The sequence below is a fragment of the Paenibacillus sp. JGP012 genome (assembly GCF_014203995.1).
Classification (GTDB): domain Bacteria; phylum Bacillota; class Bacilli; order Paenibacillales; family Paenibacillaceae; genus Paenibacillus; species Paenibacillus silvae.
This window is the reverse complement of record NZ_JACHKG010000027.1, coordinates 11,916-28,214: the sequence shown is the minus strand read 5'-3', so window position 1 is coordinate 28,214 and position 16,299 is coordinate 11,916. Positions and strand designations below refer to the sequence as shown.

Sequence of the window (16,299 nt, the reverse complement as noted above, 5' to 3'; positions counted from 1 at the left end):
GATTAAAACAATCCTCATGACCAGTATAATCAATATTCTGATTATGGGCATTACAACCATTACCTCCATCCTGACGGCCAGGGTATTTGGAGCAGAAGGCAAGGGAGAATTGGCTGCCATATTATTTTGGCCAGGGTTTCTTACCAATCTGGCAACATTGGGATTGCCAACGTCATTGATTTATCATATCAAAAAAAATAAAGACCTGACTCCAATGTATACCGGTATTGGTTTTATGGTTCAAATTCCAGTCAGCATCATCATTGGCATTATAACCTGGTTCGGGATATCCTCCTGGTTATCCAATTATTCGGCAGATGTGATCTATATTGCGAAAGTGTACATTCTTTCTCTGACGCCTGTTTTTCTTTTGGCTGGCGTGCTGGCAGCCACTGCACAAGGAACGGAAAAGTTCCATATCTTCAATCTGGCAAGACTGTTTGCTACGTTAATTAATTTATTTGGACTGCTTTTGTTATGGCTCAGCGGGACCCTTTCTTTGGAACGGGCCATACTCGTGAGTTTCATGTCACACGCTATCGTATTGGTGTTTTATTGTTATACGTTGCGGATGCACATCTCTACAAAAATGAAGGAATTCCAGATCCGATCCAAATTATACTTGTTTTCTTTTGCTGGAAGAGTAAGCGGGGTTGAGCTGTTCAATACGTTATACAACCAATTTGACAAGATCATCATTTTGGCTTTGCTCACGCCGCGTGATTTTGGTTTGTATTCTGTCGTTTATGCCCTGTCCCGCATGTTTAACGTTATTCAGACGGCCATCGCCAATGTGATTTTCCCCAAAGCTGCTGGTCTCGAGAAGGAAAAGGTCTTCAGTCTTGTCGGCAGATCATTCCGAAGCAGTATGGTTCTGATGATCATTATTGTTATACCTAGCCTGTTTATTGGTCGGTATTTAATGGGACTTTTATATGGAAAAGAGTTTTTGGAAGCGAGTTTTGTCTTTTATTTGCTTTCTCTGGAATGCATTGTTGCTGGAGGTGCCGGTATTCTGGCCTCTTCATTTAATGCACTAGGTCGACCGGAAGTAATTCTTGTCGGGCAGGTTTCTTCAGTGTCAGTTATGATTTTTTTGTTTTTCTATATTACTCCGACTTTAGGTTTAAACGGGGTTGGGATCACACTGCTCGTTGGTTCCATTATACGAATGTTTGTGTCCATGCTGGCTTTAAAAATGATTTGTAAAATTCCTCTGAAACAGATTGTGTATGACAAGGGTGATTTTGAATTTTTACGTGAGCGTTTGTATGAGAAAAATATATTGAAGAGAAACAGAAACATCAAAAATGTCACGAAATAGAAAAAGAATGGAGTGAACACATGAGAATCGTACTTCTCTCCGGCGGATCAGGCAAAAGGTTATGGCCGTTGTCCAATGACACGAGGTCCAAACAATTTTTGAAAGTGCTGGATGGTGAGCAAGGACAGACTGAATCGATGGTACAGCGCGTATGGAGACAGCTGAAGCATACCGGGCTGAGTGAACAAGCAACGATTGCAACGAGTAAACCGCAGGTGGAGATTCTGCGAAGTCAGCTCGGTTATGAAGTTGATCTGGTTGTTGAGCCTGAACGCAGAGATACGTTCCCGGCGATCGCTCTTGCAGCAGTCTATCTGTACTCCGTGCAGGAGGTCAGCCTGAATGAAACCGTGGCGGTGCTGCCTGTAGACCCTTACGTAGAGGAATCCTTTTTTCATAAAGTTACAGAGCTGGAGGACGTGCTGCATGAGTCCGGTGCTGAGCTTGCCTTGATTGGTGTGAAGCCAACCTATCCTTCTGAGAAGTATGGATACATCATTCCAGAGCAGTCTGAACCTGAACCGAATATACGTTACGCCAAAGTATCCCGTTTTCAAGAGAAACCCCGTGAAGCTGAAGCGGCAGAGATGATTGCACAATCTGCCCTTTGGAATTGCGGGGTTTTTGCCTTCAAGCTGAATTATCTGATCAACCTGCTGATCTCACTGGAGCTGCCCATTCAGTATGAGGAAATGCTGAAGCAGTATGGACGATTGCAGAAGATCAGCTTTGATTATCAGGTGGTAGAGAAGGCGAGCCATATCGTGGTTACGCCTTATGAAGGATATTGGAAAGACCTCGGGACATGGAATACGCTGACGGATGAGATGAGCACAACGATTGTTGGTAAAGGTGTCATGACAAACAGTACGGTAAACACACATCTGATCAATGAATTGAACATCCCGGTATGTGTGCTGGGCGTATCCAATCTGATTGTAGCGACAAGCCCCGACGGCATCCTGGTCAGCGAGAAAGAGGCAAGCCCGCAGATCAAAGAGGTGCTGAAGGACAGCACAGAGCGCCCGATGTATGAGGAACGCCGCTGGGGCTGCTACAGGGTGCTTGATTATACACGCAATGATAAAGGCGAAGAGGTGTTGACCAAACGTATCATCATTGAGCCGAACAAAAACTTTTCGTACCAGTATCACCTGAAACGGAACGAAGTATGGACCGTTGTTTCTGGTCAAGGTGAACTCATTATCAACGGTGAGCTGAGATCACTGCATCAAGGGGATGTTATCTCCATCCCTGCAGGTGGAAAGCACAGCGTAAAAGCATTGACAGAGCTCGAAATTATCGAGGTGCAGATGGGTAGTGAGCTGGTCGAAGAGGATATCGTGCGTATTGAGATGGCGTGGGAAGATATTTTACAAAATTGCGTGAATTGGGGGAAAACAAGATGAATATTACGGTGATTGGAACAGGGTACGTTGGTCTTGTCTCAGGAGTATGCTTCTCGGAGATCGGTAATCAGGTCATCTGTGTGGATAATAACGAGTCCAAAGTCGAGATGCTGAATGAGGGCATCGTTCCCATCTATGAGCCTGGTCTTAAAGAGCTGATGACTTCCAATATGCAGGCAGGTAAATTATCGTTCACATCCAGCATCGGCGAGGCAATACACCAGTCGGACATTATCTTTATTGCCGTAGGTACCCCTTCTCTGCCAAACGGCGAGGCCAATCTGAGTTATGTAGAGCAGGTGGCGGTCGAGATCGGAACCCACCTCGAAAGCTACAAAATTATCGTGACCAAAAGCACGGTTCCTGTGGGCACCAATGACCGTATTCGCGATCTGATTCGCAGCATTTCCTCCCAGCCCTTTGATGTAGCCTCGGTTCCCGAATTTCTGCGTGAAGGGTCAGCGATCAAGGATACTCTGAATCCCGACCGGATTGTTATCGGAACGAGCAGTGAACGGGCCATCCAAACGTTGAAGAAGCTGCATCGGCCGTTAACCAACAACCTGGTTATCACAGACATTCGCTCAGCCGAAATGATCAAGTACGCATCCAATGCATTTCTGGCGACCAAAATATCGTTTATTAATGAAATTTCGAATATTTGTGAAAAGGTTGGAGCAGATGTTACCCGTGTAGCTGAAGGCATGGGGTATGACAAGCGTATCGGTTCGGCTTTCTTGAAGGCAGGCATCGGTTATGGAGGTTCCTGTTTTCCCAAAGATACGCAGGCATTAATCCAGATTGCAGGTATGGTGGACTATGATTTCAGAATGTTGAAATCCGTTGTAGAGGTAAATCAGGACCAGCGCATGCAAGTGATCCACAAGCTGGAGGAAGCCATTGGATCATTGACAGGTAAAACAATTGCGGTCTGGGGACTGGCATTCAAACCGGATACGGATGATGTTCGTGACGCACCGGCTATCGATATTGTGCAGCACCTGATTGATGCGGGTGCGTATGTTAAGGCATATGATCCGATTGCAACGGATAATTTCCGTAAGGAGATTGATATGTCCTCCATTTCGTGGCAGGATACCCCGCTTCATGCTGCTCAAGGCGCAGATGCACTCTGTGTGCTTACAGAATGGAAGGAGTTTGCTCAGGTGGATCTCCATGTGTTAGCCCAAATGATGAAGGAGCCTGTGATGATTGACGGTCGTAATGTGTACAGTGCAGAACAGATTCAAACGTCTGCCTTCCAATATTATTCAGTGGGACGTCCGGGGCTGACCAAGCTGGAGGGGAAAGCACAAGCGATCATCTGAGCTGGCAGTGAATATAACAAATACGAGCGAGGAAAATCTGATGAAAAAGTGGATGAAATGGACAGTGTGGATCGTATCCCTGTTTATAATCGTGGTATTTGGTTATGCGATGGTTCTTTACCAATCGGTCAAATCAACAGCAGATCAGATCTATGAGCCGCGTAATCCGGTGAAACCAGTGTCGGTAACGAATGTCACAGGCGGTCAGCAGGTTGATTTTAATCGCAAAGAGCCCTTCAACGCACTGATTCTTGGCGTGGATGAGCGTGCACATGACCGGGGACGTTCGGATACGATGATTGTATTAAGTGTGAATCCGGCGAAAAAGAAAGTGCTTATGTTTAATATTCCGCGAGATACCCGGACAGAAATTGTCGGTCGCAGCACCGAGGACAAAATCAATCACGCTTACGCGTTTGGCGGCGTAGATATGTCGCTGGCAACTGTGGAGCAATTTCTGGGCATACCTATTCATTATTATATGAAGGTGGATATGGAGGGTTTCTCCAAAATCATCGATCTGGTCGGCGGTGTAAATGTGAATAATCCATTTGCTTTTGACTACGAAGGTAAGCGATATGAGCAGGGGAATATTCACCTAGACGGTGCAGCCGCGCTCGGATTCTCCAGGATGCGTTACGATGATCCCAAGGGTGACCTGGGAAGAAATGATCGTCAACGTGAGGTATTAAAGCAGGTTATGAAAAATACAATGCAGTTCTCCAGTGTGATGCAGCTTCAGAATATGCTGGATGAATTAGGAACACATGTAAGAACCGACTTGACGTTTGACGAGATGAAAGAGCTGATTCTGGATTACCGGAGTGATCTGGAAGAGATCGATACAGTAGAGATTAAAGGCACGGGCAAGAAGATCAACGGTATTTATTATTTTATCGTAGATCAGCAGGAAAAGGAGCGCATCCACGGGATATTGAAGCAGCATATGGAACAGTAAGAGTCTGACGTGGTGTCATCCAGCAGGGGAAGTGATGAAAGTAATGCTGAAGGTGAAGGAGTGGGAAACGAGGAAACAAAAGCATCAGCGAAAACGAGACTCATATAGAAGTGCTTTGCGACTGCTGCTGGTTGTCATCTGGATTGCGATAATCTGGTCTATGTCTGCACAATCCTATCAGCAGCAGGATATACAGCCTTGGCTCCAGAAACTGTCACAGAAGATGCACATCGGGTTTATACTGCCTGATGTGCAATTTACGTATAGCGGGCATGAGTATTCGTTAAAGCAAAATCCATATGCTTTTGTGGAGTTTTTCTTTCGCAAAACGGCACATGTATTTGTTTATGCTGTGCTTGCTGCGCTTGTGTACGGCGGACTGCGATACAAGCGTGTGAATATGAGAACATGTATCCTGCTCGCATTAATTGTGGTTGCGCTTATCGCCTCCATTGATGAGTATATTCAGCAATTCAGTCCCGAACGGACAAGCTCGATCAGGGATGTCGGTGTAGACCTGATCGGTGGCTGTTTCGGTATCGCGGTTTATGCAGCAATCAGGGCTTTGTTTAGGAGAAAATAAAAAAGGATTTCCCAGGAAATGCAGTTTCCAGCTCCGTAATGCTTCTACTTGCTTGTAAACCATCATACATATGGGGTAGCAGGAAGCAGGACAAGGGGGCTGGAACATGCTGCGAAGAAGAAATCGAAATGCGCTGCTTCAAAAAATAGGCTTTTTTCTGTTTGTGCTGCTTTTGTTATGGTTGATTGCCAGAAGCTCGGCATTGTTCCGTGCGGACGCACCAGCCGAGGCTGCAGCTGCAGCAGAGCAGTTTTACAAATACGAGCAAACGGGTGATTTCGGAAGCTCATGGGAACTGTTTCATCCTTTGATGAAGGAACGATTCCCGAAAAGTGCTTATGTGCAGAACAGAGCACATATCTTTATGCAGCATTTTGGAGTGCAGACGTTCGAATTAGAGATGGAGCCGCCGGAGCGGGGATTTGATGTCGAGATCATTCAGGGCGTGAAGCCGTTTCCGGAAGCCTATCGAATTAAAGTGACCCAAACGTATTTGGGGACATTTGGTCAATTCGATCTGGTTCAGACTTGTTATCTTGTACTGGACGGAAAGCAGTGGACACTTCTATGGTATTATCCTGAACAGCAGGGGAAGCAAGACAAAGCTTCGTCCGCATGAGAGAGCGTTGTACATATATGAGTTTGTAGAGAATGTAACATTTAACGTAATATATTTGAAGGTTAACCACACCAATTCGTATCATAAGTCCCGAATCAGACGCTATAAATGCGAGACTTTTGTCGCATTTATAGCGTTTTTTTTGAATTTCATCCTGTTTTTGTGCTTGAAAATCTTGACAATAGTCCCGGTGTCAAGTAAATTACGAATTAGGATACAAAATGTATCAATTTTCAGCACCTAACGACAAATAACAGGGACCAAAGGCTCTCTGTGAGGGGAAGGTATTCCATTGAATGAAACGGGCCGCTTTTACTGTGTCAGTTGTGGGATGATTGTGCCGATCACCAGTGACTTTACCGGAAAGGAAGAGGGCTATGGAGGCAATCACGTGTTTCGGACCGGATTTTACCGGAGTGAAATGCCGCTTGGATGCTGTGAAGCGTGTGTAGTTGAGTCAAAACGTGAAGGAAAAACCCAGTTTGCAGGACAATATACTAAAGATTATGATACACTATGTTCATATGAGAAACGGGCATAAATCATGTCCGTCCATGAAGGAGAGGATGGAATGCAGCAGGAGCCGGTTGTCCGACTTCAAGGCGTCAGCAAGATCATTTCCTCCCGATCATTGGTCAGCGACCTGACCCTGGATATTTCTCCGGGGCAGGTTTTTGGTTTTTTAGGGCCTAATGGTGCGGGGAAAACAACAACGATTCGCATGATGGTAGGCTTGATGTCCATTAGTAAAGGAGATATTTTCATCTCTGGATACAGTGTGAAGAATGAGTTTGAAAAAGCGATATCTCAAGTAGGGGCAATTGTAGAAAATCCCGAGATGTACAAGTTTCTGACAGGTTATCAGAATCTGGTACACTTTGCGCGCATGTCACCAGGGGTAACCAAGGAACGTATTGCCGAGACCATTGAGCGTGTGGGGCTGAGTGCTCGCATTCATGATAAGGTGAAAACCTACTCCTTGGGTATGCGTCAGCGTCTTGGTGTTGCGCAGGCTATATTACATAGACCCAAGCTGCTTGTTCTGGACGAGCCTACGAACGGTCTGGACCCTCAAGGGATCAGGGAGCTCAGGGACTATCTGCGGCTTCTCACCCGTGAGGAGGGAATTACCGTTTTTGTCTCAAGCCATCTGTTGTCGGAGATGGAATTGATGTGTGACACCGTTGCTATCATTCAGAACGGTAAACTGATTGATGTCCGTAATCTGCGGGATGAAAAAACTTCAGATGCTCTAATCGATGTGGCCTTTGAAGTTGATGATGCTGAACGTGCCGCTCAGCTTCTCGGTGGTGAGGCAACGATCCAGAGCCATGTTATCGTTATGCCGCTATCGCGTGAACAGATTCCTGCAATGAATGCCAAGCTGGTACAGGCGGGGGTACAGGTGTACAGCATTCGCAGTGTGACGCGTACGCTTGAAGATCAATTTTTGCAGGTAACTGGAGGTGGCAGCATTGGGTAATCATTTTGGCAAGCTGTTGCTGAATGAAAACATGAAGGTATTTCGTCGGGTACGTACCTGGGTCATGCTGGCTATTCTGGCACTGATCTCGATATTGATGCCTGTGTTAATGCGGGAAGGCTTTGGGTCGAGTGAGATCATATACTGGCAAGCAGCGGTTACGGCGGTTCAGGTTTCATTTTTCCTCAACACGATCTTCTGTGTTGTGATCGCAGCGGAGTCGGTTGCAGGGGAATTCACTTGGGGAACGATCAAGCTGTTGCTTATTCGTCCGTGGTCACGCAGCAAAATTCTGGCTTCCAAATATTTGACTGTAGTGGGCTTCAGTATTTTGAGTACACTGCTGGTTATCGGTATGGCCATGCTCACCTCGTATATTCTGTTCTCTCATGATGCACCGGCAGGAAGTGGAGTAACAGCAGCTAATGCGCTAACGATGTGGGGATATCTGTATATTGATCTTTTCATTACACTTGCGATTGCCTTTATGGTATCTTCGGTATTTCGTTCGGGCGCTCTTGCCATCGGTCTGTCACTGTTTATTATGTTTACGCAAAACATATTCTCATTGATCTTTAATCCCGACCGTTATGCATGGGCCAAATATGTTCTGTTCAACAATATGGATCTGAGCAAATATATGAATACTTCATCGGATATAGGGTTAATGAACGGCCCCAGTGAAGGCATGACGCTAGGATTCTCTCTGGCGGTGCTTGCCGTATATTATGTCATTTTTATGGTGATATCCTGGGTAGTATTCAACAAGAGAGACGTGGCAGGTTAACACCTGCCTCTTTTTTTGTTTTTTTGTTTGCCTGAGGCATAGCTGTTCATTCCGGGTACATACTGGTATTGTAAAGCTAGATATATATTATCGCCGCAGTCCAATTCATATGGCAGCGCACGGAGGGATCACACTGCTTGATAAACAATAAATTTTACCGCGTATGCACAGCCATTATTTTGATTCTGCTGATCGTTTATCTGGGAGATAAAGTGAATTTTATTTTCCGCCCACTGACTTCTCTGATTCATATCATTATTATTCCATTGCTGATTGCGGGATTTTTCTATTACCTGCTGCGCCCGCTCGTGGATTTCATGGAACGGCACAAGATCAAGCGTGCTCTGTCGGTACTGATTATTTATGTAGCTATAGGACTTTTGATTGCAGGTTTCAGTGTTCTGGTGTGGCCATCCCTGCGGGAGCAGCTGTGGAATTTTATTGAAAATACACCCGCACTGATCTCGTCTCTGGTAGAGCAGATCAAGGCACTGGAGAACAACCGCTTCCTGGCCCGGTACATGCCTGAGAATTCGGATATATTTACGAGATTCTCCCAGTATCTAAGCCAGGGCATTACGCAGGTCACCGATTATGTCTCGGGTTTATTTTCGGTGGTGTCCAATCTGGTCGTTATTTTGGCGACGTTCCCGATCATGCTCTATTACATGCTGAAGGAAGGCAGCAAATTCGGTTCGAATCTGACACTGCTGCTGCCAAGACATTACCGAAAAGACGGGGAAGAAACGGTTCATGAGATTGATGAGGCGTTAAGCAATTATATCGTGGGCCGGGTGATTGTTAATGTGGCGCTGGGGATTCTGATGTTTATCGGTTTTATCATTATAGGCCTGCCCTACGCGCTGTTATTAACGGTGGTTTCGATTATTCTGAACTTTATCCCTTATGTTGGAGCGTTGCTGGCAGCAATTCCCGTTGTGATCGTGGCTTTTATCGATTCCCCTTCGATGGCGTTATGGTCTCTGATTATTATCGTCATCGCACAGCAGATTCAGGATAATCTGATCTCACCCTATGTATATGGCAAACAGCTCGATATCCACCCGTTGACTACAGTTATTCTGCTGCTTGTGGGAGCTGATCTGGGTAACATTCTCGGCATGATTATCATTATTCCGCTGTATATGATTCTGAAGATTATATTCCGTAAAATACAGAATCGCATCGTCGAGGATAAAGCAGTGGACAAATGAGCTGCAAGCCGGGTGTGTCTGGAGAGGAATGGATGGTGCGGCTGCTTCATGCATCAACATAAAAAGGTCTGTCCTCTTGTCATTGATGACGATGGGACAGACCTTTTCCAATATGAATTATGCGTGAGCTTCTTTCTCGTCCTCGTCCGTGTAATCTGACATATTCAGCGGTTCTTTAGGCACGATTGCAACCTTGTAGAAACGATTTTTATCTTTTTCCAGCAGGACAAAGGTCAGGTTCTCATACTCGTACTCTTCCTGTTCATTCATCTCCGGGCGGTGGCTGTAAAGCCATCCGCCAATCGTATCCCACTCGTCCGCATCGAGAGAAGACATAAACATATCATTAACCTTCGAGAGCGAAACCTTGCCATCCATAATGACATAATGCTCATTCACAATCTGGATTTCTTCCTCTTCATCGGCGTCGAATTCGTCCCGAATCTCGCCAACAATCTGTTCCAGTACGTCCTCGATGGTAACAATACCAGAGGTGCCTCCGTATTCATCCACAAGCACAGCGATGTGCACGCCGTCCTTCTGCATTTTCTTGAGCAGGTCCTTGACCGGGGTGGTCTCATGAACAGCCGACACGGGCTGAATCAGGGAAGACAGGTCCACGGGTTCTGTATTGCCATACAGCTCGAGGAAAAATTGCTTTGTATTGATAATACCGATAATGTCGTCCTTGCTCTCGTTAACTACCGGAAAGCGGGTATACTGTTCCTCTCGAATGATTTCAAGATTTTCCTCATTCGTTTTATTCAGATAAAGGCAGACCATATCGGTCCGGGGAACCATAATCTCTTTGGCCAGCATCTCGTCAAAAGCAAAGATTCGGCTTACATAACCAAATTCTGCCTGATTGATTTTGCCGCTCTCGAAGCTTTCATTGATAATGATCTGCAGCTCTTCTTCGGAGTGAGCATCTTCATGCTCGGAAGCAGGCTTGATGCCAAACAGTTTGACCAGTTGGTTCGCAGAGCCGTTTAACAGCCAGATAAAAGGATACATCACTCGGTTAAACAAGATGATAGGTCCGGACGTCAGCAGTGCAACAGTCTCGGCTTTGCGGATCGCAATCGTTTTTGGTGCCAGTTCACCTACAACCACGTGCAAATAAGTGATCGCTACAAAGGCAATAACAAATGACAAGAAGGAAGCCAGCGCATCCGGGATACTCATGCTTTCAAACACAGGGTGGAGAATCTTCTCAACCGTTGGTTCACCAAGCCAGCCCAGTCCGAGAGATGTAATGGTAATCCCGAGCTGACAAGCAGACAGATATCCATCCAGATTAGCAACGGCCTGCTTTACCGCAAGTGCACGCTTGTTCCCTTCAGCAATCATTTGATCGATCCGGCTCGGACGAACCCGTACCAGAGCGAACTCCACTGCCACAAAAAATGCCGATAAACCTATCAAAAATGCAACCAAAACCAAATTTAACGCATACCTCTCACTGTCCATTCACTACTCTTCTCCTTTTAAGTAATAAGTTTTAACGAGTATTATATCTAATTTTACGTAAGAAGACCACCTTTCCCGAAGAAAAGAGGAAGAGTCTGGAAAGGTGAAGCAGACAAAAAGTGTACAAGCACAAGGTTTTAGTGATAATTCAGAGAATGAGAAGGGGAGGTATGTAAAATTTTATCTAATCCTCCGTTACGAATATGACCTTCATTGGGTATCTATGATTAGCTGTGTGCAATATCGTCAAAGCTGGTTAAGTGAAAGCACGGCATAATTATAACGAAGTGCATAACTATGCGGGTTGAAATATTACTTTTTATGAAAAAAAAGGTAAAAAGCTTCAGAGAGTATGACATAGAGGGGGAGCCGCATGTTTTGGCTGGTCATTATTTTACTTGTATTTATTTTTCAGGCTGCCACCATTCTTTTGCTGGAATTCCGCAACCCGGCTAAAGCTGTGGCATGGTTGTTTATATTGTTTTGCGTACCTCTAATTGGATTCGTCGTGTATTATTTTGTAGCCCAGGACTACAGCAAACGAAAAAAGCTTCGCAAGGGCGGCTCACGGATCTTTCGGGAGATGCGTGAAACCATCTGGAAGCAGGCGCACATTGTCGATGATATTGCCCAGATGCCCGGGGATCGTTACAACCACCAGCATCGGCTGTTTAATTTGCTCTCCCATCTGTCCGAGAGTCCCATTACGGGCTGCAATCGGAGTAAAGTGCTTACGAATGGCGAAGAGGCATTCGCAGCCATGTTAAGGGAGATGGAGAAGGCCGAACATCATCTGCATGTCGAGTTTTACATTTTTCGCGATGATGTCATTGGTACCCGGTTTCAAGAGCTGATGATCCGCAAAGCGAAGGAGGGAGTGAAGGTACGGTTCATCTGCGACGGGTTAGGAAGTCACAAGATGAGCTGGAGTTTTATCCGCAAGCTCCATGACGCAGGCGTGGAGTTTCATTTTTTCCTGCCGCCGCTGATTGCAACGATTGATCGCCGGGTCAATTACCGCAACCACCGTAAAATTGTCGTAGTGGATGGCAAGGTGGGTTTTGTTGGCGGGATTAACGTGGGGGATGACTATCTGGGGCAATACCCGGAGGTGGGCTTCTGGCGGGATACCCATGTACAGATCGAAGGGGATGCGGTTTATTTCCTGCAGAGTACGTTTCTGAATGACTGGAAGCTGGCCTCGGGCAAACGAATGATGGAGCCGCAGCTTGGGGAATTGTTCCCGCCGCATATTTGCAGCGGAGATGAACGTATTCAGATTCTGGGGAGCGGGCCTGATCAGGATTGGGATGCAATTCAGGAGATGTGTTTTGGAGCGATTTCGGTTGCTTGTGAACGAATCTATATTACTTCGCCTTACTTCATCCCTGACCCGGCTCTGTATGAGGCTCTCAAAACCGCTGCGGTCAGCGGAGTTGATGTGCGGATTATCATTCCATACCAATCGGATTCGAAGCTGGTGCACCTGGCATCACTATCCTATCTTGAAGAGCTGCTGCGAGCTGGAGTGAAGTTCTATCAGTACAGGAAAGGCTTTGTTCATGCCAAAGTGATGATTGTGGATGAGCTGCTGGCAACGGTAGGGACAGCGAACATGGATATGCGCAGCTTTTTCTGTAACTTTGAACTAACGGCGGTATTGTTCGAAAGTTCTTCCATCCATCGTCTGCTTGCGGATTTCGAACGTGATCTCGAGGTATGCAGTCAGATCGACACACAGCAATTTCAACATCGCTCACGCTGGCAAAAAGGGGCTGAAATGCTTTCTCGCATGCTTTCTCCGCTTCTTTAGCCGATTTAGGGCAAATTTCTGAAGATAAATTCACTTTTTTCGAATTTATCTTCTTTTTGCTAACTATTTTGCTCCAGTTTGATCTTTTATGATATAATAGTTATATAAATCATGTCTTGGCGAAGGAGGGGAGTCTGCGGGAAAACAGGCTCCCTTTTGCTCTCTTTTGGAAGTGTGATGCGGCAAGAAGTACATCTTGAATCTATTTTATATCGCCTTTAGATGCCCTTGTTTGGCTGTTGGGTTAGAGTACATGCAGAATCAAGTCCTGCTCGTTTTCTACATGGAGCTTCCCCGTGGAGTCATTTAATGGATATATAAAATGGATTCACATTCTGATTTTACGGGGGGATACCGTGTCCAATGTAACGGTGAAAGAATTAACGGCCAAGCAAGCTGACCGCGGCGTCAAAAGCTCGGTGTTCACGCTGAAGTTTCTGCAGCGTATTGTCATGATCCTGATTGGTGCTGTGCTCATGGCTGTATCGCTTGAAGTGTTCCTCGTGCCAAACGGCGTTATCGATGGCGGCATCACGGGCATCTCGATTATGGTGTCAGAGCTTACCCATCTGCCGCTGGGGATATTTCTGACTTTACTCAATCTGCCGTTCCTGATTCTGGGTTACAAGCAGATTGGCAAGACCTTTGCCTTATCCACATTGCTCGGGATCGTTGTAATGTCCATCGGCACATCTTTACTTCACAAAGTTCCGGCGCTTACACCGGGCGAACCGCTTCTCGGGGCTGTATTTGGCGGATTGATTCTGGGTGTAGGGGTAGGTCTTGTGATTCGTTCCGGAGGTTCACTTGACGGTACGGAGATTGTAGCGATTCTGTTCAGTGAGAAGTCACCGCTGTCTGTCGGACAGATCGTGCTGATCATTAACGTATTTATCTTTGCTGGGGCCGGATTTGTTTTCGGCTGGCCAAACGCCTTGTATTCCATGATTGCCTATTACATCGCGATGAAGATGATTGATATCGTGAATGAGGGTCTGGATCAATCCAAGTCCGTCTGGATTATCAGTGAGAAGTATCGTGATATTGGTTCGGCATTGACAGATCGTCTCGGAAGGGGAGTAACGTACCTGGATGGAGAGGGTGGTTTCAGCGGAGATGAGAAGAAAATTATTTTTGTTGTCATTACTCGTCTGGAAGAGGCGAAGCTGAAGTCTATCGTTGAGGATTGGGACCCGCAGGCCTTTGTCGCTATTGGTAACATTCACGATGTGAAGGGCGGGCGTTTCAAGAAAAAAGGTATTCACTAGCGATTTTTTGCTCATCATTAATTCATGTGGCATACAAATAGCCGATATCCTGAGTGACAGGGTATCGGCTATTTTTTCTTCAGATGTTTCAGGATCAGCTCGACCCGCTGCGGAGGAACGGCTGCAATCAGATCGCCAACTTGGTTCAGACGCTCGATGATGTTCATCAGATGATAATCCTGAATGGATGCATCACGGCGTACCTCATCCCAGGTCAGCGGTGTGGAGACGGTTCCTCCTGGCTTGGCACGAGGTGTGTAGGGAGCTGCGAGCGTTTTGCCACCATAATGCTGAAGATAATCAAAATAGATGCGATCCCCCCGGTCCTTTTTTAGCCGTTCCAGTGTAAATAATTCCGGATGCTTTTGCGTAACATATTGGCCGACAAAGTATCCAATATCCCGCAATTCGTCAAATGTCACACCTGGGGTTATAGGCACAATGATCTGAACGCCCGTGGCACCGGACGTTTTCGGAACAGATTGCAGTCCGAGCGAGGATAATGTTTCGCCTACAATTAATGCGGCCTGCATGATTCGAGGCTCATGCTCTATGGAAGGGTCCAGATCGATCATCCATTCACACGGAAGTGTGCTGTTGATGGCATGCAGTGAAGGATGGAATTCAAGGGCCGCGAGATTTCCTAGCCAGAGCAACGAAGGGAGTTCATTCATTACGATGTAGCGGATGCCTTCATGCTCATGTGTATCTACAAAATCGGGAATGGGCTCCGGTGCATTCTTCTGATAAAAGAACGTTCCTCCCGCGCCATGAGGATACCGAATGGTTGTTAGCAAGCGGTTGCGTGTATATGTCAGCAGATACGGAGCCAGTGCGGCCAGCTTTTGCAGGTAGATGGCTTTGGTGACACCTGCTTCCGGCCATAACAGCTTGTCTGGATTGGTGACGGTGAGTTCCACTCCCTCAATAACAATGGAGCCTGTAACTTTCTGTGGCATAGAAGCACCTCCAGTTTATCGAACGATTGGTAAATGTACATAGTAAACGTGCTAAGGACAGATATGATGGGCAAAATTCACCCGATAGCTCAATGTTCGAGCTGGCTTATCGGACAATCTTCGGGCGTCACCTCAGCGAAGGTCTGAATGCTGGGATGACGCAGTGTACGATGATGAGTCAGTTCCATATACTGCACCTTGAGGCCAAGCCGAGGTTTGATCCAGGTCGTCTCGGCACTGCGCTCAGGAATGTTATAGAACGGTCTGTCGTTCGTAATGAGCGGCTGAATCTGCGCTGTAAGCTCGCGCCAACTGGTGGAGTTCAGCTTGCCTGTTCCAACATGACCAATATAGATAAAATGAGGGCCGTCATATACACCAACTGCCACGGCATTGACAATTCCGCTGCGATAAGTGACGCCTCCAATCATGGCATATAGGTCGTGCATAATTTTAATCTTCTGCCAGCGTGCATCTTTTCCATGGATTCCGTAGGTGCTGGTGAGGTCCTTACATACGATGCCTTCCATCTGGTGCTGTCTCATGACCGTGAGCAGGGCGGCTGCATCCGGTGAGTTCGTCACTCCCTGCACATGCTGGCCTGTGCAGAGCACTTCATGCAGTAACTTCTGACGTGCAGCCAGCGTTTGATCTGTAACCCATTTCCCATCATAAAAGAGAATGTCAAATACCATATAAGTGATCGGTATCTGCTGTACGGCTTGTGCAATGCCATCCGGCCTGCTCATGCGATCCCGGCGAAGCACGTAATAAAAGGAAGGCTTCCCTGTATTCGGATCTAGTGCAATGATCTCGCCGTCGAGAATATAAGAGGAGGCAGAGCACAGCTTGCGTGGTTGCACCAGTTCGGGATATTGAACGGTGCGGTCGTGCAGCCTGCGATTCACCAGACGCAGTTCCTGTCCATCCTCATAGGCCAGCATACGCACACCATCCCATTTAATCTGGGCAACCCATTGTGAACCTGAAGGGAGTGTGTCTCGGGATACAGGTTCGAACGGAATGACTGGCTTCAACATGGAATACTCCTTTCTTTTCCTTTCCTGCCCTACCCTTTTCTATT

General features: G+C 46.5%; 14 protein-coding genes. 11 read left to right on the top strand and 3 right to left on the bottom strand.

The window, feature by feature from the left end:
* Positions 1 to 16 precede the first annotated feature (16 nt).
* The 9 genes from HNR77_RS23690 (at position 17) to HNR77_RS23650 (ending at position 9,705) form a co-directional block, all read left to right on the top strand.
* Complete coding sequence (locus HNR77_RS23690; RefSeq protein ID WP_260410829.1) at positions 17 to 1,324, top strand: oligosaccharide flippase family protein; 1,308 nt, start codon at positions 17 to 19, stop codon at positions 1,322 to 1,324.
* Between the two features lie 20 nt (positions 1,325 to 1,344).
* Complete coding sequence (locus tag HNR77_RS23685) at positions 1,345 to 2,733, top strand: sugar phosphate nucleotidyltransferase (protein ID WP_184189811.1); 1,389 nt, start codon at positions 1,345 to 1,347, stop codon at positions 2,731 to 2,733.
* Entirely contained in the window at positions 2,730 to 4,061 is a 1,332-nt protein-coding gene (locus tag HNR77_RS23680) for a UDP-glucose dehydrogenase family protein (protein ID WP_184189809.1), read from the top strand. The genes HNR77_RS23685 and HNR77_RS23680 overlap by 4 nt, the downstream gene beginning before the upstream one ends.
* A gap of 40 nt (positions 4,062 to 4,101) precedes the next feature.
* The gene (locus HNR77_RS23675; protein ID WP_184189807.1) at positions 4,102 to 5,019 is read left to right on the top strand and encodes an LCP family glycopolymer transferase; all 918 of its coding nucleotides are present in this window, start codon (positions 4,102 to 4,104) and stop codon (positions 5,017 to 5,019) included.
* Positions 5,020 to 5,053: 34 nt separating this feature from the next.
* The gene (locus HNR77_RS23670) at positions 5,054 to 5,602 is read left to right on the top strand and encodes a VanZ family protein (protein WP_184189805.1); all 549 of its coding nucleotides are present in this window, start codon (positions 5,054 to 5,056) and stop codon (positions 5,600 to 5,602) included.
* Positions 5,603 to 5,708: 106 nt separating this feature from the next.
* Positions 5,709 to 6,221 carry a hypothetical protein gene (locus HNR77_RS23665; RefSeq protein ID WP_184189802.1) on the top strand — a complete coding sequence of 171 codons (513 nt, stop codon included), beginning with the start codon at positions 5,709 to 5,711 and terminating at the stop codon, positions 6,219 to 6,221.
* A 571-nt stretch (positions 6,222 to 6,792) separates the two neighbouring features.
* Complete coding sequence (locus HNR77_RS23660) at positions 6,793 to 7,704, top strand: ABC transporter ATP-binding protein (protein WP_184189800.1); 912 nt, start codon at positions 6,793 to 6,795, stop codon at positions 7,702 to 7,704.
* Positions 7,697 to 8,491 carry an ABC transporter permease gene (locus tag HNR77_RS23655; protein ID WP_184189799.1) on the top strand — a complete coding sequence of 265 codons (795 nt, stop codon included), beginning with the start codon at positions 7,697 to 7,699 and terminating at the stop codon, positions 8,489 to 8,491. The genes HNR77_RS23660 and HNR77_RS23655 overlap by 8 nt, the downstream gene beginning before the upstream one ends.
* A gap of 137 nt (positions 8,492 to 8,628) precedes the next feature.
* Positions 8,629 to 9,705, top strand: coding sequence for an AI-2E family transporter (locus tag HNR77_RS23650; RefSeq protein WP_184189797.1), 1,077 nt, complete (start codon positions 8,629 to 8,631; stop codon positions 9,703 to 9,705).
* 117 nt (positions 9,706 to 9,822) lie between these two features.
* Here the strand turns inward: HNR77_RS23650 and HNR77_RS23645 are convergent, their stop codons facing one another.
* Entirely contained in the window at positions 9,823 to 11,175 is a 1,353-nt protein-coding gene (locus HNR77_RS23645; protein ID WP_184189796.1) for a hemolysin family protein, read from the bottom strand.
* A gap of 373 nt (positions 11,176 to 11,548) precedes the next feature.
* Here HNR77_RS23645 and cls point away from each other — a divergent pair, with 373 nt between their 5' ends.
* Together cls and HNR77_RS23635 are read left to right on the top strand one after the other, a co-directional pair.
* Entirely contained in the window at positions 11,549 to 12,988 is a 1,440-nt protein-coding gene (gene cls, locus HNR77_RS23640) for a cardiolipin synthase (protein ID WP_184189794.1), read from the top strand.
* Positions 12,989 to 13,407: 419 nt separating this feature from the next.
* Complete coding sequence (locus tag HNR77_RS23635) at positions 13,408 to 14,256, top strand: YitT family protein (protein WP_311768669.1); 849 nt, start codon at positions 13,408 to 13,410, stop codon at positions 14,254 to 14,256.
* A 68-nt stretch (positions 14,257 to 14,324) separates the two neighbouring features.
* On the opposite strand, the gene ligD is transcribed toward HNR77_RS23635, so the two are convergent.
* On the bottom strand, positions 14,325 to 15,215 hold the full coding sequence (gene ligD, locus HNR77_RS23630) for a non-homologous end-joining DNA ligase (RefSeq protein WP_184189792.1): 891 nt from the start codon (positions 15,213 to 15,215) through the stop codon (positions 14,325 to 14,327).
* Positions 15,216 to 15,304: 89 nt separating this feature from the next.
* On the bottom strand, positions 15,305 to 16,255 hold the full coding sequence (locus HNR77_RS23625) for an ATP-dependent DNA ligase (protein WP_184189790.1): 951 nt from the start codon (positions 16,253 to 16,255) through the stop codon (positions 15,305 to 15,307).
* Positions 16,256 to 16,299: the final 44 nt, after the last annotated feature.

Bases quoted from the DNA above. Each gene is read 5' to 3' on its own strand.
- HNR77_RS23645 (WP_184189796.1), bottom strand. From the start codon at position 11,175: ATGGACAGTGAGAGGTATGCGTTAAATTTGGTTTTGGTTGCATTTTTG.
- HNR77_RS23665 (WP_184189802.1), top strand. From the start codon at position 5,709: ATGCTGCGAAGAAGAAATCGAAATGCGCTGCTTCAAAAAATAGGCTTT.
- cls (WP_184189794.1), top strand. From the start codon at position 11,549: ATGTTTTGGCTGGTCATTATTTTACTTGTATTTATTTTTCAGGCTGCC.
- HNR77_RS23675 (WP_184189807.1), top strand. From the start codon at position 4,102: ATGAAAAAGTGGATGAAATGGACAGTGTGGATCGTATCCCTGTTTATA.
- HNR77_RS23680 (WP_184189809.1), top strand. From the start codon at position 2,730: ATGAATATTACGGTGATTGGAACAGGGTACGTTGGTCTTGTCTCAGGA.
- HNR77_RS23670 (WP_184189805.1), top strand. From the start codon at position 5,054: ATGAAAGTAATGCTGAAGGTGAAGGAGTGGGAAACGAGGAAACAAAAG.
- HNR77_RS23690 (WP_260410829.1), top strand. From the start codon at position 17: ATGACCAGTATAATCAATATTCTGATTATGGGCATTACAACCATTACC.
- ligD (WP_184189792.1), bottom strand. From the start codon at position 15,215: ATGCCACAGAAAGTTACAGGCTCCATTGTTATTGAGGGAGTGGAACTC.
- HNR77_RS23625 (WP_184189790.1), bottom strand. From the start codon at position 16,255: ATGTTGAAGCCAGTCATTCCGTTCGAACCTGTATCCCGAGACACACTC.
- HNR77_RS23685 (WP_184189811.1), top strand. From the start codon at position 1,345: ATGAGAATCGTACTTCTCTCCGGCGGATCAGGCAAAAGGTTATGGCCG.
- HNR77_RS23660 (WP_184189800.1), top strand. From the start codon at position 6,793: ATGCAGCAGGAGCCGGTTGTCCGACTTCAAGGCGTCAGCAAGATCATT.